Raw genomic sequence first — 20,045 nt, forward strand, 5'->3', positions numbered from 1 at the left:
GGGGCCACGTTCCCTCTAGCACTGCGGCGCAGGTACGAAGGGCCAAGTGAACAGCGGCTCAAATCGTGGAGATGGGGGCCGTCCACGGGCGCCGGTCTGCTCGGTGCACCAGTCCTTCGAACACATCGGGTGGCGCCCCGCTCCGGACTGCCGACCCGCCTCTAATGGCCCCGACCTACTTGTGGGTCTAAGCGATCCGCCGCCGAAAGCCTCCTCAGATTCAGGTCGAGGCCACGTGCCGAGGATCTCATTTGATTGCGGTAAGGAGCCGTCAGTGGCAACCGGAACACGGCTCGAGCAGCCACATGTATTGAGCTGCGGGTCGGCTTCTCTCGGTTCCGACCAGGAGAACGGCTCTGCCTGAAGCTGAGACAGACCACCGCCAGCCGCGACCGCGCCGGTGGATCAAGAGATCAAACAGAGCAAAATCGCCAACGGTCACCGCGCGAGCACCCTGCAACAAGCACCTGGAAATAGACAGGACACATTACAAATCTGACAGACCAACTTTCGGCTAATGTCAGATTTCCAAGGCGTAATACCATTTGGAAATAGTTGAGGCTTAAAGCATCCTCGTCCTCGACGATCTTCGGTAGCGATCTATATACATTTCGACCGCCGCCGCGTCGCGCGCCCGCGATGCTTTCAACTTAATCCGCGCTGCTTCACCGAAAGCGTGAACTTGAATGTCACCTTCCTCTACCGACAAGATCGCGCTCTTCATCGACGGAGCCAATCTCTATGCGACGGCGAAAACTCTCGGCTTCGACAATGATTACAAGGGCCTGCTGAAGGAGTTTCAGAGCCGCGGGACACTGACGCGGGCGTTCTACTACACCGCGATCATTGAGGATCAGGAGTACTCCTCGATCCGCCCCCTGATCGATTGGCTCGACTACAACGGCTACACGGTCGTCACCAAGGCGACCAAGGAGTTCATCGACGCCTCCGGCCGCCGCAAGGTCAAGGGCAACATGGACATCGAGCTCGCCGTGAACGCGATGGAGCTCGCCGAGCACATCGACCAGATGGTGCTGTTCTCGGGTGACGGCGACTTCCGCTCCCTGGTCGAGGCCGTTCAGCGCCGCGGCGTGCGGGTCACCGTGATTTCCACGATCGCGAGCCAGCCGCCGATGATCGCCGACGAGCTGCGCCGGCAGGCCGACGTCTTCACCGACCTCGTCGAGCTGCAGTCCAAGCTCGGCCGCGACCCGTCCGAACGCCCCGCCCCGCGTGACCGCGAAGCGCGTGGACACATGCCAAAATTCTTGCAAGAGCCGAAAGGGAACGACCCTCTCGGCTAGACCCTGAAGGCGCCGCCTGCATTCCGGCATTTGTCGCTTGAGATATGTTGGGTCGGCTCGATGTCGCTTGCATGAAAGGGGTAGCATCCGGCATCATGTTTTTGCTGGCGAAGCGAACCTGCCTTGGCTCTGAAGAACCCGGACGCTATTGCCGTCATCGTGACCGCCCTCCGGCTTTCTCACGGCGACGAAGCTGCACGAGCCATGCTGGTCGGCGGCATGAGCCTGGCCGCGCTGATAGAGACGATGTTCTCCGCACCGATCGGGCGACGCGATGCCGTTCACAACATCACACGCGCGTTGGGCGACTTCGCCATTTCTGTCATTCGGCCTGCAATATTGACCCCCTAAGCCGGGGGATCGGCGTCCAAAATTGGCTCTGACTCACTTTTGATGAAGTTCAAGCGCCGGCTCGTGTTGGTTTCACAAAGGAATCAATATGATGCAGCGAGCCCTACGTCCGTCGGCTCTGGTCCCTCACGGGTTTGACGTGAAGAGCGCCTTTTGTGATGGCGCTACGACCCTGATCACCGTGCGTCCCACGAGCGGGACCAGTCTCTGTCCCGGCTGCGGGACCAGTTCTGGGCGGATCCATAGCCGATATCAGCGGCGCCTAACCGATCTGCCGCTTGCGGGGCGGCAGGTTCGCTTGGTGGTCGTGGCGCGCCGCTTCCGCTGCGTTACTGCTCTCTGCGGTCGGCGTATTTTCACCGAGCGCTTCGATGACGGCGCTCTAGCACCGTGGGCGCGGCGAACGACCCGGCTCGATCTGATCGTCCATCACCTTGGCCTCGCCTTGGGTGGCCGCCCAGCGGCGAGTTTTGCCCGTCGACTTATGCTGCCCGTGAGCAACGACACGTTGCTTCGGGTGGTTAGAAGGCGCGGGTGTCCACCCTTTGCTGCGCCGAGCGTTATCGGCATCGACGATTGGGCCTGGCGGCGCAATCAGCGGTATGGAACTATCATCTGCGACCTCGAGCGGCGACGACCGATCACTCTCTTACCCGACAGAGAGCCAGCCACTGCGCAGGCCTGGCTCGCGGGGCAACCACAGATCGCTGTGGTCGCGCGCGACCGCGGCGGCGGTTACGCCCTTGCTGCGGCCAAGGCACTCCCGCACGCCACCCAGGTCGCCGACCGTTGGCACCTCATGGAGAACGCCAGCCACGCCTTCCTGGATGCGGTTCGCAAATCCATGCGCCAGGTCCGCATCGCGGTCGGCTCCGCCACCATAAATCCCAACTTATTGACCGCCGCCGAGCGCATTCAATATGAGGGTTATCTTCGGCGAGAAGACACCAACGCGGCAATCCTCAAACAGGCTGAGACGGGCGTCTCCATAAAGGAGATCGTACGGCTCACCGGCCATAGCCGGGGCCTCATCCGCAGGGCATTGCGAGGTCAGCGATCCGACGTGTTCAGGGTGCGCGAGAGCTCGCTCGAGCACTACCTGCCATGGCTCGATGTTCAGTGGGCCGCTGGTCATTGTAATGGCGCCGACCTGTGGCGTTGCCTCAAGGCGCAGGGATTTAGAGGCTCGGTGCGAGTCGTTACCGAATGGGCGACACGCCGTCGGCGTGCCGAAATGCCCGATGCTCAGAGCCTGCAGCGCGTACCGTCCGCGAGAACTATCGCCCGCCTGATGACCAATGGCCGCGATACACTATCAAGGTCAGAGACCGTCACCATTGCGGCGATCGAGCAAGGCGTTCCTCTTCTGGTGGAAGCTCGAGAGATCATAGCCGCTTTCCATGCGATGATCCGCAAGAAGGCTCACATGGAGCTTGAACCATGGTTGGAACGGGCACGCGCAAGCCTCGTCATGTCTTTCGCCAACGGCGTCATCAAGGACAAGGCCGCCGTCAGCGCAGCGATCACAACGTCCTGGTCCAACGGACAGACCGAGGGCCAGATCACCAAGCTTAAACTGGTGAAGCGCCAAATGTACGGACGCGCCAAGCTCGACTTGCTGCAGGCTCGACTAATCGGTGCCACATGACCAGTGCTGCACCAAAATTGCGTCAGAGCCAAATTTGAACGCCGATTGACAGTGTTGCCTTCACAGTATCTTGCGACCGATGTTCAGGAGGAGTGGATATCCTCTAAGTGGTCGAGGTGATTGGGATTTGATATCAGAAATTGTGCCCGTCGCGCTTTGAGCCGAAACATCGTCCGTGTTGGCTTCTGAAGGCAAGCAGTTTTTCGGGAACGATGCTGGGAAGGAAGCCGAGCCAGTCCCGGACGGTTCCGCAGGTATTTAGATGTGACGAATTGCGAGACTATTCACATATTGAGACCCGACAGCATGCTATGGTCGGTGCACTAAGGCGCTACTGCTTGTTTGGGGGATCTTCGAACAAGATGAAGTAGCCCGAACGACATTAGCCTTCAGAGAAGCTCCACGTACACACCAGGATCCTGCTATGGAAATCAGGACTTGGCTGAGAAGTCTAGGACTGGGACAACATGAGTCCGTTTTCATCGCGAACGCCATAGATTGCGATGTGTTGCCGCAATTAACAGAGGTCGATTTCGAAAAGATCGGCATACCACTCGGCGACCGGAAGCGCCTTTTGAACGCGATTAGTGCGCTTTCCTCAAGCTCTCAGTCGGCTGCCGGGAAGGCTGCGGTCCCGCAGTCAGCGGAACGCCGCCACCTTACGGTGATGATCTGTGACTTAGTCGATTCGACCGCGTTGGCGGCACGGCTTGATCCGGAAGACATGGGTGCCGTCATCGACGCCTATCACGCTGCTTGCGCTCGTATCACGCGCTCATTTGACGGCTTTCTGGCCGACTTTCGCGGAGACGGCATCCTTGCGTATTTCGGTTATCCCATTGCGCACGAGGACGATCCCGAACGAACGGTGAGAGCTGCACTAGACATCACTACTGCGGTAACGCGGCTTGAAACCCGCGCAGGGGAACCTCTTGCCGTGCGTATCGGCATCGCTACCGGGATTGTCGTAGTCGGCGATTTAGGCGGAGAGGGAAAGCTTCGGGAACATTCCGTCGTTGGGGGCGCTCCTAACATCGCGGCTCGCGTGCAAGCCTTGGTCGAGCCGAATACGGTGGTTGTTGCCGACTCGACCCGTCGGCTACTTGGGGGGCTCTTTAATCTTCGCGACCTTGGCGCCCACCAACTCAAGGGCATCAGCGAGCCCGTTAGAGCCTGGGTCGTTCAGGGCCTTTCGGCCTCTGGGAGCCGCTTCGAGGCGGTGCGTCCGGCAGATTTCGCCCATCTCATCGGCCGCGATTCCGAGTTGGAGTTTCTGCTGGAACGTCAACGTTTAGCTCGTATGGGCGAAGGCCAGATCGTTCTCATCTCCGGCGAACCGGGTATTGGGAAGTCGCGGCTAGCAGCCGCTCTGGCTGAACGTGCAACTCAGCAACAACCACACACACAGTTCCGTTATCAGTGCTCGCCTTATCACGCCAACAGCGCCCTTCATCCCGTCGTCGAGCAATTAGAAAGGAGCGCCGGCTTTAAAGCGGACGATACAGCCGAGATGCGTCTTGAAAAGCTGGAAGCTCTGCTCGCTCTGAACGCGCCGCAAGTTCAGAGGGTTGCACCACTCTTTGCTGCGCTGCTATCGATTCCATCGGGGGACCGTTATCCGAAAATGCAGCTGAGTCCCGCTCAGCAGCGACGCCGCACGCTTGCTGCCCTGCTCGATCAATTTGAGAGCGGTTCCCGCAAACAGCCGATCCTCTTGATCATCGAGGATGTTCAGTGGGCCGACGACACTACGATCGAATTGCTCAATCTGATCGTAGAGCGAGCCCGACAGTTGCCTATCCTTGCGCTGGTTACCTTTCGACCAGAGTTCGAGCCTCCCTGGACCGGTCTTGCGAATGTCGGAAGCCTGACTCTGGGACGGCTTAACCCAGATAATGTAAAAGGTGTAGCCACCCAGGTGGCCAATGGCCGCGCGCTTCCGGCCGACGTGATGAACCAGATCGTAACAAAGACGGACGGAAATCCGCTCTTCGTGGAGGAGCTCACAAAGGCAGTCCTGGAAGCAGGCATTCTGATTAAACATCCGGATAGCTATCAGCTGGAGGGACAGTTACCACCTTTCGCTATCCCGGAGACCCTCCATGACTCTCTTATGGCGCGGCTCGACCGTCTGCACTCAGTAAAAGAGATCGCCCAGATCGGCGCCACAATCGGTCGCGACTTCTCCTATTCACTGATGCGAGCTGTTGTCGCTCAAGACGAAACACGGTTGCAGCATTCCCTCGCTGAACTCGAGGAAACCGGACTGATTTTCCGTCAAGGTGACCTTCCGGATGCCATTTACAGCTTCAAGCATGCATTGATACGGGATGCGGCTTATCAAAGCTTGCTGAAGAGACGGCGGCGGCAACTTCACGCTCAAATAGGGCGCGTTCTAGAGGAAGAGTTCAAAGATGCCGTCGTGAACGATCCAGAAATCGTTGCGCACCATTTCACCGAGGCCGGTATGCTGGAGCGGGCCACGGACTACTGGCTAAAGGCTGGAAAGCGCGCGCTGAGCCGCTCATCCAATGCCGAGGCAGTAAAACATCTCGCGCGAGGAATGGAGCTCTCCGAGCAGCTACCAAGCTCTCCGCATCGCGATCGCAAGGAGCTTGACTTCTATTTGGCCCTTGGGCCTGCACTCGCCGCCACTGAGGGCGATGCTGCTCCAGAAACGTCCCGGGTCTTCTCAAGAGCTCGCGCGCTCCTCGGCGGAAGCGCCAGCCTAGAAGAACGGATGACGATCCTGTGGGGCAACTACCTCGCTCACTTCATGCGCGCAGAGTATAGCGCAGCTCTGGAGGATGCCCGGCACTGCCTCGCGTTGGCCGCAGAATATGAACATACGGGCCTGTCTGTCCTCGCCACACGCTTCATTGGGCAGTCATTGCACTTCACTGGTGCCTTCGCCGACGCACGCGAACACTTAGAGCGCGCCCTCGCGCTGTGCGCAACCAATCCAGCCGCGATCTCGACCTATCGTCACTTCGGAGTCGATGACGCGGTGAACAGCCTGGCGTGGCTCTCGTCGACCTTATTTGTACTGGGTTATCCTGACCAATCTGCAACACTCGTTGAGCGCGCTGAAACTCTTGCGCGAACGAGACAACAAAGCTTTACGACTGCCTTGGCTCTCGGGAACATAGTTGTCTTGGGCACAATCGGCGGCGACGCAAAGCGCGCCTTTGCTCACGCCGACGAGGCACTATCGCTCAGCATCGAGCATGAATTTGCGGCAATTGAACGAAGAGCACGTTTTTTTCGTGGAGCACTGTTGGCCCAAGCAGGAGAGCTTCAAGAAGGGATCGAGCTGATGCGCAACGCCTTGGCGGCAACTTACCGAAACTCTGAACGGTGCCGCCGCACTCTCTACTTGGGCCATCTCGCCTTTGCCCATACTCAGCTTGGCGAGCCGGAAGTTGGACTACGTCTGCTCGACGAAGGGATTCAACTGGCCGAAGCAACGGGCGAAACGTTTTTTGAAGCCGAGTTGTACCGTCTTCGAGGCAGCATCAACCTAAAACTCGGCAACTGTGAGCAGGCCGAGGTCGAACTGCAGCGTGCCCTGACGATTGCACGGAAACAGCAAGCCCGCTGGTGGGAGCTGCGTGCCTCGATCTGTCTCGCGCGACATTGGAGTAACGAAGGCAGATATTTCGAGGCGAGGTCCCTCGTAAACCCAATATTCAGTTGGTTCACCGAGGGGCGTGCTACACCCGACCTGGAAGAAGCCAGGAAACTAGTGGACGAACTAAGCTCAGCTTCAGCAAACTGACAGAGAAGTCAGGTGGAGGCAATTCCTAGCCAACACCGCTGAACATCAGGCCGGGACGTAAATTGATTAGCGCCCGATCAACGCCTGCCCTTCGACTTCTTTCGAGATTTCCTACCGGTTCTTTCAAGGTTGCCAAGGGCGCGCTCGACATCCTCAATCGCCTTCTTGAGCTGCTTCTCACGCTTTCCGAGAATGCTTTTGAGTTTTCTCCGCTGCTCGGCGGTCAAAGTCGTAAAATCGATCACTTTCGTAAATGCGATGAAGGCCATTGCTAACCTCACGATGGTGGTGGTCGTCAGGCGGAGATCAGTACGTGGAAGGCAACAAACTACAATATTCTCCAATACGAGCTTTAGTCAAACGGCATTTCCATAATACTCAATCACCCTTCCTCTCCGCGGAGCCTAGTTCGAGCGTAGAGTAAATTGTCGCGCCGCACATTTCGTTAGCATAAGTCGTTATATCACCTCCCCTTCTTCTTGAGCTGTGTCGTTCGCAGTGTGCGCTTCGTTCGGGCGGCTCGGGCGGACTTTGCAGCCGGAGAGTCATGCCTTGGCGTTGATCGCAGCAACAAGCCACGCAGCGCAGCAGATTGGTGCTGATCCAGCTGATTGGCGAAGCTGTCGAAATTAGCAGCGTCACTGCCAAGCTGGCTCAGCCAAACAAATGCACTGTCTAAGGTTTGCAGCTCGGGCGTCTGATATGACAGCAGATCGCGGTAGTAATTGGCCGAGTCCTCGAGAAACAAATCACGCGCGATTCCGTTTACCAGCCTCCGCACTCCATACTTTATACCCGTGATCGCCGCCCCCGATATGCCATGGCTGAGGAATGCCCCGAACGTGAAGTTGTGTATCCCTCGCAAGAACGGAGCGGTGCCCGGGCGCCGCTCTGTGAATTCAAATGCTTGACCTAGATAGGGATAGCGCGCGAGTAACTCGCTTTCCTCGCAGGGCGGAGGCGTGAAGCGGTCGCGCCAAAGGGCAATTTGTTCGAAAAATAGGACGAGCTCCGGACGCGCCGAGAGGTCCGTTTCGACTCCGGTCGCGAAGATGATAAAGTCAAATTCGAAACTGCAATCGCTGCTTCGGACATTCACGACGCCGCACGCTTCGTCTACCACGCTCCAATTGCAGTTAGGGTGCCAGTCGAAATTCTCAAACTTGCGGCATCTCCAATAAGCGTCCTGTGTGGGCGGGACCGGAAGCTCCTCAAGAATGTGGCGCATGAATCTCCAGCGGTCCAAGTCCGTCAGTTCGCCAAAGTGGCCCAACATGCCAACGAAATTCATCCAGGTGAGTGGGTTGACCCGAGGCATCTCTGAACGACGGAAGCAAAGGTCTACTCGCGCGGCGCCGGCCTCAAGAGCGCGAGCTGCGTTGTCAAAGGCCGATGCTCCGGTACCAAGGATCCCAATACGTTTTGCCTTAAGCTTGCGAAAATCGATGTCATCTGCCGAATGCGCGTAAAGATCTGCAGACAAGCAACCGACCAGCGATTTAGGAGTCCGCCAGCTCCCGCTTCCCTCAAAGCCCGTTGCGAGGACGATCTTTCGTGTATGTACCCGCTCAATGCCCCCGGAACGACGGAGATGGACCAGAAAATTATTATCCGCTGGCTCAATCAACATCAGCTCGACATCGTTTTCGACCGGGAGATCCAAAACGTCTCGGTACCAATCCAGATACGATCGCCATACCTCCTGCGGGAGGGTATCTATGCGATCCCATGCTGACCGGCCAAATTTTTCCTCGTACCACGCCCGCACCGTTAGACTCGGAATGCCAAAATCGATGCCAGTCACCTCTTTCGGCGTGCGCAAATGTTTCATCCTAGCGAAACCACGCCAAGGCCCCTCAAAGCCCCGTTGGCGACGATCGATGATCCTGACGTTTGCTATACGCTCAAGCCGCAAACCGAATCCGACTCCTAATCCGCTCTGTCCAGCCCCGACAATCAGCACGTCTAGAACCGGTACGCCGTCTATAAGACGCGGGACGGTCCACTCCCGAGCCGGATAGTCCAAGTAAGTCAGTTCGCGCCGAACGCGCTTCGTGAGTTGGGAGACGCTCAAGGGACGTTCCTGACGCTGCCATCTTGTTAAAAACGACCTTCCGTTCAGCCTCGTTCTGTCTCTTTACCACTGGTCTGAGCACAGAAACATTGGCCGGGCGACTCTTATCGGTTTTTGGACGAAACATCTTCGCCCTGCGGCACGGCAGGCAATGATCGCGGGCCCATCACGGCAAGTCTGGGGGCGGTCGGGACGACGTCCCTGCCCGCCCACTCCACGTGACGTTGAGTTGCGCGGACACTTGTAGCAGATCACTGTAGCTTTTCACGCGAGCTTTGGGCGAATCATGGAATTTTGCAATAAGTCTAGCTTCTTAGCAACGTTGTATGGAGGAGCGGTGATCCTCCAGTCAGTCGAGAGACGTATTCGCCGACACTCCGCTTGGACCAGCGCAGCACTGATAAGCTTTTGTTAGTTTCCTTATCAGTCCGCGAACTGATGCCATTCGCGGGCAAACTTTGTCAGCCCCAACTGACTCCCCGATCAATTGCTTGCCGGTTGCCAACCGTCTTAGTGCGCAAACCATTTGCTCGTGAAACTGTGTGCTACCTTATACCTGTTCACAGAGCTCTCGTCCTCGCAAGGGACTGCTATCGGGTCGCGCTCAACATCAAACTCATGGTCGGCTGTATAGCCAACGGAAAAGCACTTCTCCTGGTACTCTCCCAGCCCTCGCTGCTTCATCTTGAAGCGCACAGCAACAAATCCTGCCTCCAGCACCCGATTCTTCCATTCAACGACGCCAAAGTCCAGGAGATCTCCACTAACGGATTCAAGCTCCCACTCTTGGCGTCTCTGATCACCAAACCACCTTGCCAAGGTAGGCCACTCTTGCGCGACCCGCGTTCCATCGCCGGTACCTGACGAAAACGTCTTTATCCTTGAGAGGATTGAGTCGGTCATGCCGCGAGCGAGAGACCCATTTTGTTGCCTCAGCTGCGCCTCGCGCTCAGTTTTCTCAGAGTCAGTTTGCTTCCTTTCGGCCTCGCGGCGCACCTGATCATCGCGCTTCTTTTGCTCTAGCGCCGCCTGCGCGCGCATCTCGCCGGCCACGCGATCCGCAATCTTAGTCTGCTCGGTGTCAACGTCTCCGGCTGAAAACCAAATCGGCACGACATGATAGCTGAGTTTGTCTCGTTGCAAACTCGTAATTAGCTCTCGTAGGTCTTTAGCTGCTCCATAGATCGCACCGCACTGACCTCTCTTCGCAGCCACGAATGCACTGTCGATCGAGGTCGAAATCGTCGACGCTGGCGCACCAAACTCCAATTGAAAGCGGTCCGCGTTGCGTGACAGTAATGATTCATGAGCCTTTTGCTGACTTGCAACCGTTTGGCAGACCACGGAGTTGCTGTTCTTCACGACGACCACGCCGAAGCCGTCAATAGCCTTGTTCAACAAGTCATTTTCTAACTGCAAGCTTCTAATGCTATCGCCGTTTCGGGCGACTTGAAGCTCTCGTTCGCTAATACTCGTGAGCAAGGTAAAGTCGCCCTTATCGGATGCGGCGAGGATCGAAGCAGCGATTTCGGGAGAGGCCGTAGCGAGGAGGCCCCGGTTAACCCCAATCAGATCATACTTGTCGAGATCAGCCGGCTGGCAAACTCCGGCGAGTACGTTAAGTGTTCGCGCACCCTGGTCAGTAATCTTCTTTTTCAGCTCTAAAGTGGCGAAAGCGTCAAGATTGTCGTCGTGTGCAAAGCACATCGCTGCCTTACCGTTGTCAAACACAAGGTCACCCCGCAGGTTGCGAACGACCCCTGCGCGTCCACTCTCGTTGACCAGGACGAGCGTTTCATCGAGCGGGCCCAGCACAAGATAGCGATTTCGGTCCGTCGCGGCAGGCAACTCCTTGCGGCTTTGTATTGGATGTTTTCCGCGATATTCGCGATATGCTACTTCGACGTGAAGCCTCTCGAGATCCTTTTCGGCTTGTGCAATGGCGGCCTTCAACGACTCAGCGTCAGGTTCAGCGAGCGCATCAAGCATTCGCGAACGGACTTTGAGCAAATCCTGTGCGGCATCCGACGTTATATTTGCTCGCACGTAGCTCGCGATGAACTCCGATATGGTCCGAGCGGCGTCTTGAAGTTGGTCCAGCTCGGATTTGGCGGCCTGCTGTCTAGCCTCCTCCCTGGACGTGCGGTACCGCTTGAACTCTGGAACTTCATCGAGGCGCTTTTGGAGATTGTCAAACGCACTCGATATTTTGTCGTTGTCCTGACCGGACAACGCCCCTTTCAACGTGGCAACAAGCGGACCGATCTCCAGCGGAACAAGGCTCGAATTTTTCTGCGCGAATTCAGTCAGGTCGGTGACTAGATGTTCCCCGTTCAGCCGCAATGCTGCAGCGGCCTGACCCCGCTCCTTCTGCCGAAGGTCGTCGGCCTTCTGATCGAGGGCGTCAATACCGGCTTTGATTTGTCTTATGCAGCTTTCAGCATCGTCCTTGGCGACGTCGATCTTCCTGATGTCGGCCAACGGCGCCGCCATCTCCGCTGCTCGTCGCTGAGCGTTCGAAACCGCTTCATCGCGGTCGCCGATTTTCCGGTGGAGCTCTCGCTCGGCATCTGCGCGGGCCGCGCGCAACTTTGCGAATGATTGCTGAAGTTCCTTCAATAGCGGCCTATTGCCCCCGGTTGCCTCGAGCCGATGCAACTTGTCTTCCTGTTCGGAAAACCGCTGTGCAACATCGTCGAATCTCGATTGGCTCTCTGCTACGGCCTCCGTCATTCGCTGGACATCGTTGAGCAACTTCTTGCGATCTTCTGCCGAACCCGCGAGAGCTTGCTGCTTTCGTTCGCCGGCGTCCTTGTCCCGCGACAACCGATCGACCTTGGCCTGCGAGCGAGTCAATTGCTCTCGATAATTTTGGACGACCGATGATATTTCTCTGATCGTCACGTCGAACTTTCGAAGTGGCGAGACATCAGATCCCGTGGCGGCCAAGTTGCCGTCTATTGGTGCCGAAAGGCACGGTTCGGCCGTCTGTGTCGCAGTATCCGGCGCCACTAAGCTCAGCAGGCCGTCTTTAGCGGCTTGGTTAGATGGTTCTATTAGCAGGGCGTATTGGTAGTCTTGGAGTGCCTCTTGAGTTGAACCCGCGGCAGCGCGAGCTTTAGCACGGCTAAGACGAGACCACACAAAGTTGCTCTTGAGGGCGATGGCCTTGTCCAGCGACGTCAGGGCATTCGCCGTGTCATTGAGACCTAGATAGCTGGCGCCGAGGTTGGCATACGCGTACGAATACCTCGGATTCGAATCAATCGCGGCTTTGCAGTCCGCTAGCGCAGACTGATACTGCTGTGTCTGATTGTAGGCGGAACAGCGGCCGTCGAAAGCATCAGCTAGTCGGACGCGGTCAAGGCCTTTCGCCCCAATTACCTTAGTACAGCCTGTAAGCCGCATTTCAGGTCTTGAAGACTGACAATCCTTCCACGGATCGGTTGGCGTCGCTGTTGATGCCTCCTGCGTGGCCTCTGAAGTTGGGCTATTCGAAAGGCTTGACGCGTCTATCGCAAAGAATCGCAGCCGGCCGCGCCCGTCGGAATCGTGGCTTTCGGCCCAAACAAAGCCCGCGCCGCCGGACACGCGATAGATCGGAAGCTTCTGACGGATTGATTGCTGGAAGTCGCCGACGAAGTCTATCAGAATTCCACCCGGGCTGCGGCCGCCTGCCAACGCAGCGATAGCACTCGCATCCAACGGTTCAAGCGAGGCTGCGCCCCAATACGCGATGACGCCCGATACATTGGGGATGTTTCGCGGCATCTCGATGGTTCGTGGTTGCTCTCCGAACGCGCGCGTCAACCGCTCAATGTCCCCACTGACCTCGCCAGGGTCGAAGAAAGCCGGCTCAAGATATCGATTTAGATATGAAAGGCGCCCATCTTGGCTATGCAAGAGGCTGTAGGACGACAAGTAATCCCCTCGCGGTGCTCGTTCGTTTCGTTGCTTCTGACACCACGTAAATCCCGAAAATTGGTCACTCGGCTTACACTGATACTCTCGATAGTTTGCCGACTCGAATTCTACAATGCTACCCAGGGCAACTTTGTCGACGCGGTATTTGGAAGGCTGCATGGATCGTGGCGCATCAGTCCGAACGGCATCGTTGGGCGGCTGAAGTCTAGCGTTGGCAAATTGCTGCGCGTCTGCCTGAGATCGGCAATTCGTGACAATGTTCGCGATCCGGCTATCCGAAGGCGTTACGCCGTTGCTAACGAGTGTCTGAAGGTTGAGGCCTCGTTGTCGAAGAGTACCATCCACGCACGCTTGGCTCGCTGATCCAATCTTACGCCACTCTGCTTGCGTAGCCTCGACAATCGCAGACTGCATGATCGCACCGAAAACATTGATCATGTCTCGAGCCCCTTGGGCGTGACACGACGAAATTGCAGCCGCATACCCAAGACAGGAAACAAGACAAAACCCGAAGGCGCGGAGACTTCTGCGCATTTCGTTCACCCAAACTCATCAAAGAAGAAAACTAAAGCAAATTGCAGCACTTGTGCGGCACGTCAAGTACTAAAGATGCCCGATTAAACCTTTGGTTTATTCCTTGGCAAGGAAGGCCCCCTACTGGTTCTGCTCGGGCTTCTTGCTGCCAAGCATTTTTGACGAGCAGCATTCGCGTATGCGTTGGTATGGAAAGAGTCGGCCTCTGGACCTCCAGAGAGCATCTAATATTTTGGAACGCGATGCGTCCGACAATCAAAAGGACCGTCTGAGCCAGAGCCTTTGACGTTGGCATTGTAGTATTGCCCCATCGATGGGGCCGTCAGAAAGGCCTCAAAGGTCGCTGCGCGCATCTCGCAATAGGGGTAATAGATCGATCTTGGTTGCACGACCATAAACTGCTGGGTTTTGTCGTAGCATGCTCGGTTGATGAAGCTGCTCCGCGAGATATCGGCGCAGGCGAAGGGCGCTAGATCCAGCTTGCCATAATATTTTACGTCGATCGTCTCCGCAGCGGCCCAGCTTGCGCTAGCGAGACATGCGCTAACGAGAACAGCAAACCGAAACATGCAGGATGTCTCCCTGTGCAACCCCTTTTGGATTTCACCTCAGGGATGTTTCTCGGTCTTCGAGGCCCGATCTTCAGCGGCGATCGCTTCCTTTTCGCACATATAGGCGCCGCGCTTGGTGGCGCCGTAGCTCTTGGTTCCGGCGAAGTGATAGACCTTTGACGGCAGATTGACCCACACGACTGTGTCGGCCGGGCAGCGGGCCTTGGCAGACGCCTCGTCGGCAAACTGTCCCGCCTCCAGCGTTGCGTTGTCTCTGGATGGAGATGGTTGCTGTGCCGGAGACGGAACCGGTGCTGCAGTCGTCGTGGGCGCCGGCTTTTGCGGCGCTTGGGCTGGCGCAGCCTGCGTCGCGGTTGGTGCGGGGCGGCTCGCCGGCGGCGAGGGCGCAGCGGCGGTTGGCTTTGGTTCGGGAGCGGTCGCGCCCGGCATAGCGCCGCCAGCCCTGCACTGCTCGACATAGGCCTTTTCGGTGACGCCACGGGCTTGCATGCCCGCCTTGTCGGCCCGCCATTCGGCGATGCACTCCTTGGCAATTTTTGAGGAAGACGAGGTGCTGGTCGACGGTGGCGACGCCGCCGGGGTCGGAGGGGTTGCAGCGGTAGGCTTTGGCGGAGGGGCGGAAGCCGCTGGCGCCGCACCTGCCTTGCATTGTTCAACGTACGCCTTTTCGGTCACGCCGCGGGCCTGCATGCTGCCTTTATCAGCGCGCCATTCGGCCGTGCAGTCTTTCGCAGTTTTCGAGCCGGCCGTCGTTTGTCTGGGTACCAGTGGCGGCGCGGTCTCCGCCGGTTTGGCCGCTGGCGCGGCTGGCTCCGCCCCGCCCTTGCATTGTTCAACGTACGCTTTTTCCGTTACGCCGCGGGCTTGCATCCCGGCCTTATCGGCACGCCATTCGGCAGTACACTCTTTTGCGGTCTTGGCGAGGGCCGGCGTTACGGAGATGCTGCATGCAGCAGCAACGGCGATAAGCAGACCATTGCGAATCTTCATGTCAATTCTCCTGATTCCGTGCCTGCTAATCCGCTGCGGGGCTCAATTTATGCCTTCGTGAAATAATTGCGCGTACGCCGCGGCTGAACCGCGGACGTCCGGTCGTAAAGAATCCGCTGCACGTACTTTTCTCGTCACACCGATCGCATTCGTCGACAAAGCCGTTCTTCCAGTCCGAGATCGACTGGAGTGCATGGGGCCATACTGACTTCGGAAGGACGCATTTCGGCAGGTTATAAACCGACACGTTGACGCCAGCGGCACTCAGGTGATCAACGGCCAGGGCGAGGCCGTCGCCGTAGTCCATAGGATCCATCCAAAGCATCGCATCGTTTGCAACGGCAAAGCCTGTGTTTTCGAGGCCCATCAATGCGACGTGATCGACAAACGGCAGATTGCGGGCAATCCACCGGCCCGTGTCCTCGATGATCGGCGCGGTCAGCGCATGCAGCACGACACGTATTTCGACGCGCTGGCCCCGGTCTTTGAGCTTGAGAATTCCTAGCACGGTTTCGTCGAAAGCGCCCGTGGCCTGCACAACGTGATCGTGGATACGATCGACCGAGGCATAGACTGGGATGGCGGCCATCAGATTAGGGTGCCCGACGTCTTTCCAGGCGTCTACAATCTCTGAGTTGGCGAACGCCCGGCCATTCGTCAATACCTGGATAGCGGTCGCCGGAAGCCGGTCGCGACACTCCTTCAGGATAGCGATGAAATCCTTCCAGTCCGACAGCGTCTCTCCGCCAGTGAAAGTCAGGGCGCGAGTTTCTGGGTCGATGAGAGGCAGGCTTTCTTTGATTTCTTTGAGGATCCACCGGTCATCGACGTCTTTCGGCGGTTGCGAGCACATTAAGCAGTAGTTGTTGCATCGCTCCGTGACCAAAAACGAATTGTGCGCCGAATTACGCCGGTACATCGTACGAAATTTCTTCGACACATGATCGAACCCGATGACGTCGCCGTCCGCGAGATAATCGTATTTTGACGACACTGCGACTAGTCGTCCTTTAAACGTGTCGGAGAAATCGATCGAGCCATCGGAAATGACAACAATTGACGCCCAGTCCGCTTCTATCGCGTGACAAATTTCGTCTCGCGTTCTGGCGAGTGCGAAATCAGCCACGCAGCGTTCGGCGGTGCTATCGATTGATCGAAGCCTAATGACCGAGCGAGCGGCTCTATCTGAGCAAAACCCAGCGCTCAGCGAAGCTGTGCCATAGAGAGGAAGGGTCATGCGGTGGCCCACCGTCGCAAGATGGCCGCATCTTCCGGAGAGTTTTCCAGAATTTCGAGCAGCAGGCCCATGATACCTTTCTGCCGAGCGCAAAAGGCCGACAGGGGCTTGATACCCAGGGCGTCTCCCTGTGTGGCATGGTGGTAAACGGGATCCGCCCCACAGTGGCTCTCATACACACAGGTCGAGCATTCTGGTGCGCACTGCGTGAGCGATGACGATATTGCGGCAATCAGTTTGTCCGACATGATGAGAGACTTGTAGCTGTCGTGATCGACGTGACCGAGTCGGAACGCGTCGTCTCCCGTTTCGGCGAGCATCCTGCCTTCATCCGACGCGAAAACGCTGCCGTCGTAATTGTAGACCAGTGCACCAAGCCCGGCGCCCGCCGGGCTGCGCAGGTCAACGTAGCCAATGGGGCGGTCCGAGAGCATTCGTGTGAGGAGGAGCGCCGCATAGAACTCCCGGAACGGGGTGCCCTGTCGGTTGATCTCTAGAACTCGGCGTAACCCGCGCTCGTAGAAGGCAAGCCACTTTTGCGCGTCGTACTTGGCGAACTGCTTTGTCTTAATGGCAAAACCAAACGGCGACAGCGGCCGCAGGAAAATCCCGTCCAGCCCCAACTGCAGATATTCCCCGATGATATCGTCGACGCGGTCGAGGCTCGCCTCGGTGGTGGTCATCAAGGCTCCAACCCTGTCTTGGCCTAAGATTTCCTTCGCCCGCTTGATTCCCGCCACGGCTAGTTCGTGGCTATTTGCACCGGATCTCGGGCGGTTCTTATTGTGTAGATCCGCAGGACCATCGAGGGAGGTCGAAAGCAAGATGTTGTTCGCCTTGCAAAATGCGAGAACGGCATCGTCCAAAAGCGCCAGATTTGACGCGATGACGAAATCGACCTTCTTGCTGGACCGCGCCTTCGCGGCGGCGACAATCGTCTGGATCATCGGAAAATTAAGAAGGGGCTCACCGCCCTGAAATTCAATCTTGATTCGTGCCGCCGGGCTAGCGAAGGCTATGTCCAGCGCATGCATCGCCGTTGCTTCGCTCATGTCGAAGCGCGAGCGGTCGGTACTCTGACGCGAGACCTGGCAATAGGGGCAAGAGTGCTCGCACCGCAACGTTACGACAAAAATATGGAGTGGCGTTGTCTGCTGCAAGAACGACATCCGGCTTCTCAGCCGAGCCGCCAAAAGTTGCCGTTGACCTTTCTGGTCGATCCCGGTGACCAGATGAGCGGCATAGGCCTTTTCGTAAAGGCCGTCGCCGGGCCGTAGCCGAAGGTCGACCAGCCTATTTAGCTCATCTTCCGATAGGCGAATGAAATCACCCACCATGTTAGCGACGAGATACTGGCTTGTTCCGGTGCGCTCAAGATTGAACGGCAGCAACGAAATAGTTTCTGTTGCCGCACTGAAGGCTTCAGGAGGTAAAAAGCGCGCCATGATACTCCGGCCGGACTTTATTCAGCATCATTCTGGGTGGCGGCCAGACTTCCAAAAGCAAGAGCAAGAATGACGTTCCGAACGCCATCCGTTTTCTCAGCGACACGAGCCCGCAGATTTTCATCGGCGACCACATTCAGGAATCGTTCCTTCAGATCGTCCGAACTCAGCACAGCGCGCCTTTGTGGGCTGACGGAAGGAGTTAGGCGGCAGACGTAACGGTCTCCAGCCCGGTCAATCCGACAGGTCGCCGTTCCGATCAGACGATAGGCTGCCGCGTCCAAAGCACTGAGGCTTTGGACGCTTGAATCAAAATCGACAGCTACCTCGACGGGAGACGCCAGAGGAAGTTTAGCGGCTTGAGGCATGGGACGCATGTGAAGCATGCGACGCGTGGGAGGAATGCTGGGCGACAATGGTGCCGTCGGCCTGCTTCGTCATTACGAACCCAAGAAGGTCTTTGCCAACCTGATAGTGAGCGTTCGGCTCAGGCTTGATGGCGGTGTTTTCGGCCGCAGCCGCGCTCGCGTCGTTGGCTACTGCTTTGGCCTCGGCCCCCTGAACCGACATTCCGGTTAGAGATGCGAGCGCTGCGCCAAGCGAAAGCACAATTTTTGATTTCTCAGCCATATCGACCCCCCTCAAATTTTGCCTAATCAATATGCACTACTACAACTTCTGAGGGCACTTAGTCCACAGCTCCATTGCGCCCAGGCACACTATTTTAGTCTAAATCTGCCAGGCCCCGGCAGCAGGGATGGATTTCTGTCAAGAAACCGTTGTTGCAGTGGCCGATTCCTCCGCATTCCCGGGTGGGCAGTCGCCGCTTTCCATCGGGAGCCTTGAAGACATTTTCGGCTACACGACGCCGAGGTTTGGCCAAAGCGTCGCTCCCTCCGTCCGTCGTATATGAGACGTTATGGAATCTTGCAGACTGATAAGCTTTGCGACCGACTCTTATCAGTTAATCGCCCGTCCGTTTGCAGCGACCCATTCGGTCGTAGTGATCGCACCGAGAAATGCAAAGGCGCGCCGAACAAGCTATATTGCTCGTGGCGGCTATCGTACCTTCGAGCCGCGCGCTCATAACCGTCTGGTTGCAGGTTCGAGTCCTGCCGGGCCCACCAACGTGATCAATAGCTTACCTCGTTCTCGTAGCGTGCGGCGCCATCGCCGCACCAGAAACCGCACCATATACGTGCACTTTTCGTTCGAGCAACGGTTCGCGCTCGGCAAATCGTCGCCTATGCGCAAGGCGGACGCGTCCTTGGATACTTGGGCCGAGCAGGTCGTTTCTGAGGAGCTAGTGAGACCCTGTCGACCGGCGATTTGAGATGGGACGATCCGCGATCAGTCTGCACGCCATGTCCTTGATCACCTGCGCATTGCAGGCCACGCGCCAGCCGAAGCAATGCCAGGCTGTTCCCGCCAAACTACCTGCACGACAGTTGGCTGGCCACGCCCCATTATGCGCACACAGCTGCGATTCTGTTGGCAACACCTACAGCGGCCGAACCGGCATCCCTTCCGGGAGCTTATGCTTCCAGCCCGTCGAGGCGATGACGTGCAACATCAGGTGCTTCGCCTCAGCGACGAACTTGTGAAGCTCAGATAAGTCCTTGAAGTGATTCGTGCTCTGGAACGTGTTCTTGCTGAGATGACTGGCCCCTCCACCCTCCGGATACCAGGTCCCATGAGCGACGACGATGCGCGCTTTCTGGTTCAAAGCCAGGCAGCGATTGAACAATGTCTTGATGACACCAGCGTCCAGGTCCGACCTCGTCCGCGCCAACACCTCGCGGGTCACGTTGCAAAGAGTAGCGAAGTCATAAGGGCCGACGACAACTTCAAAGAGCCCTTCGCGAAGTTGCAGCGCATCGGACAGCCTGAGGCGGATGGTTATCTCCAGCTGAGAGAACGAGTAGATGAATGAGCCGATGGCTCTAAACATCTCCTCATTCCACTCCTCATCCGATTCCGGGAAATCACCAAACTCATCCATATTCGCCTCATCATGACAAGCAGTTCTGGTTTACTTCAGTTACTTCGACCGGCTTCACAGCAATCCACAATTGCGTCATCATGCGCGCACGTCGAAAGATCGGACATAAACCAACGAGAAGATAGAGAAATGGTAGCATTCATTGCAGGCGCCGTAATTGTCGTGGGCGCCCTGACCGGTGCATTC

At 57.3% G+C, this 20,045-nt stretch carries 13 protein-coding genes; 4 read left to right on the forward strand and 9 right to left on the reverse strand.

The features are described 5' to 3' along the window. The first annotated feature begins 686 nt into the window (after nucleotides 1-686). From IVA75_RS30670 to IVA75_RS30685, 4 genes are all read left to right on the forward strand, one after another. Nucleotides 687-1,304 (forward strand): NYN domain-containing protein, encoded by a 618-nt coding sequence (locus tag IVA75_RS30670; RefSeq protein ID WP_247288193.1) that lies wholly within the window; start codon nucleotides 687-689, stop codon nucleotides 1,302-1,304. Nucleotides 1,305-1,427: 123 nt separating this feature from the next. Further along, the gene (locus tag IVA75_RS30675) at nucleotides 1,428-1,655 is read left to right on the forward strand and encodes a hypothetical protein (protein ID WP_247288191.1); all 228 of its coding nucleotides are present in this window, start codon (nucleotides 1,428-1,430) and stop codon (nucleotides 1,653-1,655) included. A gap of 91 nt (nucleotides 1,656-1,746) precedes the next feature. Further along, the gene (locus IVA75_RS30680; protein ID WP_247288304.1) at nucleotides 1,747-3,303 is read left to right on the forward strand and encodes an ISL3 family transposase; all 1,557 of its coding nucleotides are present in this window, start codon (nucleotides 1,747-1,749) and stop codon (nucleotides 3,301-3,303) included. A gap of 424 nt (nucleotides 3,304-3,727) precedes the next feature. Then, complete coding sequence (locus tag IVA75_RS30685; protein WP_247288189.1) at nucleotides 3,728-7,081, forward strand: AAA family ATPase; 3,354 nt, start codon at nucleotides 3,728-3,730, stop codon at nucleotides 7,079-7,081. Between the two features lie 77 nt (nucleotides 7,082-7,158). Here the strand turns inward: IVA75_RS30685 and IVA75_RS30690 are convergent, their stop codons facing one another. From IVA75_RS30690 to IVA75_RS30730, 9 genes are all read right to left on the reverse strand, one after another. Continuing rightward, nucleotides 7,159-7,350 carry a hypothetical protein gene (locus IVA75_RS30690; protein ID WP_247288187.1) on the reverse strand — a complete coding sequence of 64 codons (192 nt, stop codon included), beginning with the start codon at nucleotides 7,348-7,350 and terminating at the stop codon, nucleotides 7,159-7,161. Between the two features lie 194 nt (nucleotides 7,351-7,544). Next, nucleotides 7,545-9,044 carry an NAD(P)/FAD-dependent oxidoreductase gene (locus IVA75_RS30695; protein WP_247288303.1) on the reverse strand — a complete coding sequence of 500 codons (1,500 nt, stop codon included), beginning with the start codon at nucleotides 9,042-9,044 and terminating at the stop codon, nucleotides 7,545-7,547. A gap of 621 nt (nucleotides 9,045-9,665) precedes the next feature. Beyond that, nucleotides 9,666-13,076, reverse strand: a complete 3,411-nt coding sequence (locus IVA75_RS30700) for a hypothetical protein (RefSeq protein ID WP_247288185.1) — start codon at nucleotides 13,074-13,076, stop codon at nucleotides 9,666-9,668. 761 nt (nucleotides 13,077-13,837) lie between these two features. Continuing rightward, on the reverse strand, nucleotides 13,838-14,182 hold the full coding sequence (locus IVA75_RS30705; RefSeq protein WP_247288183.1) for a KTSC domain-containing protein: 345 nt from the start codon (nucleotides 14,180-14,182) through the stop codon (nucleotides 13,838-13,840). A gap of 39 nt (nucleotides 14,183-14,221) precedes the next feature. Further along, nucleotides 14,222-15,175 (reverse strand): hypothetical protein, encoded by a 954-nt coding sequence (locus IVA75_RS30710; RefSeq protein WP_247288182.1) that lies wholly within the window; start codon nucleotides 15,173-15,175, stop codon nucleotides 14,222-14,224. A 25-nt stretch (nucleotides 15,176-15,200) separates the two neighbouring features. Beyond that, nucleotides 15,201-16,301 carry a His-Xaa-Ser system radical SAM maturase HxsC gene (gene hxsC / locus IVA75_RS30715; RefSeq protein WP_247288181.1) on the reverse strand — a complete coding sequence of 367 codons (1,101 nt, stop codon included), beginning with the start codon at nucleotides 16,299-16,301 and terminating at the stop codon, nucleotides 15,201-15,203. Nucleotides 16,302-16,408: 107 nt separating this feature from the next. Further along, nucleotides 16,409-17,857 (reverse strand): His-Xaa-Ser system radical SAM maturase HxsB, encoded by a 1,449-nt coding sequence (gene hxsB / locus IVA75_RS30720; protein WP_247288180.1) that lies wholly within the window; start codon nucleotides 17,855-17,857, stop codon nucleotides 16,409-16,411. Between the two features lie 351 nt (nucleotides 17,858-18,208). Further along, nucleotides 18,209-18,487: a His-Xaa-Ser repeat protein HxsA2 gene (hxsA2, locus tag IVA75_RS30725; RefSeq protein WP_247288179.1), complete on the reverse strand. Its 279-nt coding sequence runs from the start codon at nucleotides 18,485-18,487 to the stop codon at nucleotides 18,209-18,211. 871 nt (nucleotides 18,488-19,358) lie between these two features. Continuing rightward, entirely contained in the window at nucleotides 19,359-19,859 is a 501-nt protein-coding gene (locus tag IVA75_RS30730; protein ID WP_247288178.1) for a hypothetical protein, read from the reverse strand. Between the last annotated feature and the right edge of the window lie 186 nt (nucleotides 19,860-20,045).

Origin of the sequence: Bradyrhizobium sp. 134 (assembly GCF_023074155.1) — a bacterium.
In the GTDB taxonomy this organism is placed as follows: Bacteria; Pseudomonadota; Alphaproteobacteria; order Rhizobiales; family Xanthobacteraceae; genus Bradyrhizobium.

Coding starts and splice junctions, on each gene's coding strand:
- IVA75_RS30670 (WP_247288193.1), top strand. CDS start 687: ATGTCACCTTCCTCTACCGACAAGATCGCGCTCTTCATCGACGGAGCC.
- IVA75_RS30680 (WP_247288304.1), top strand. CDS start 1,747: ATGCAGCGAGCCCTACGTCCGTCGGCTCTGGTCCCTCACGGGTTTGAC.
- IVA75_RS30685 (WP_247288189.1), top strand. CDS start 3,728: ATGGAAATCAGGACTTGGCTGAGAAGTCTAGGACTGGGACAACATGAG.
- IVA75_RS30690 (WP_247288187.1), bottom strand. CDS start 7,350: ATGGCCTTCATCGCATTTACGAAAGTGATCGATTTTACGACTTTGACC.
- IVA75_RS30705 (WP_247288183.1), bottom strand. CDS start 14,182: ATGTTTCGGTTTGCTGTTCTCGTTAGCGCATGTCTCGCTAGCGCAAGC.
- IVA75_RS30710 (WP_247288182.1), bottom strand. CDS start 15,175: ATGAAGATTCGCAATGGTCTGCTTATCGCCGTTGCTGCTGCATGCAGC.
- hxsB (WP_247288180.1), bottom strand. CDS start 17,857: ATGGCGCGCTTTTTACCTCCTGAAGCCTTCAGTGCGGCAACAGAAACT.
- hxsA2 (WP_247288179.1), bottom strand. CDS start 18,487: ATGGCTGAGAAATCAAAAATTGTGCTTTCGCTTGGCGCAGCGCTCGCA.
- IVA75_RS30730 (WP_247288178.1), bottom strand. CDS start 19,859: ATGGATGAGTTTGGTGATTTCCCGGAATCGGATGAGGAGTGGAATGAG.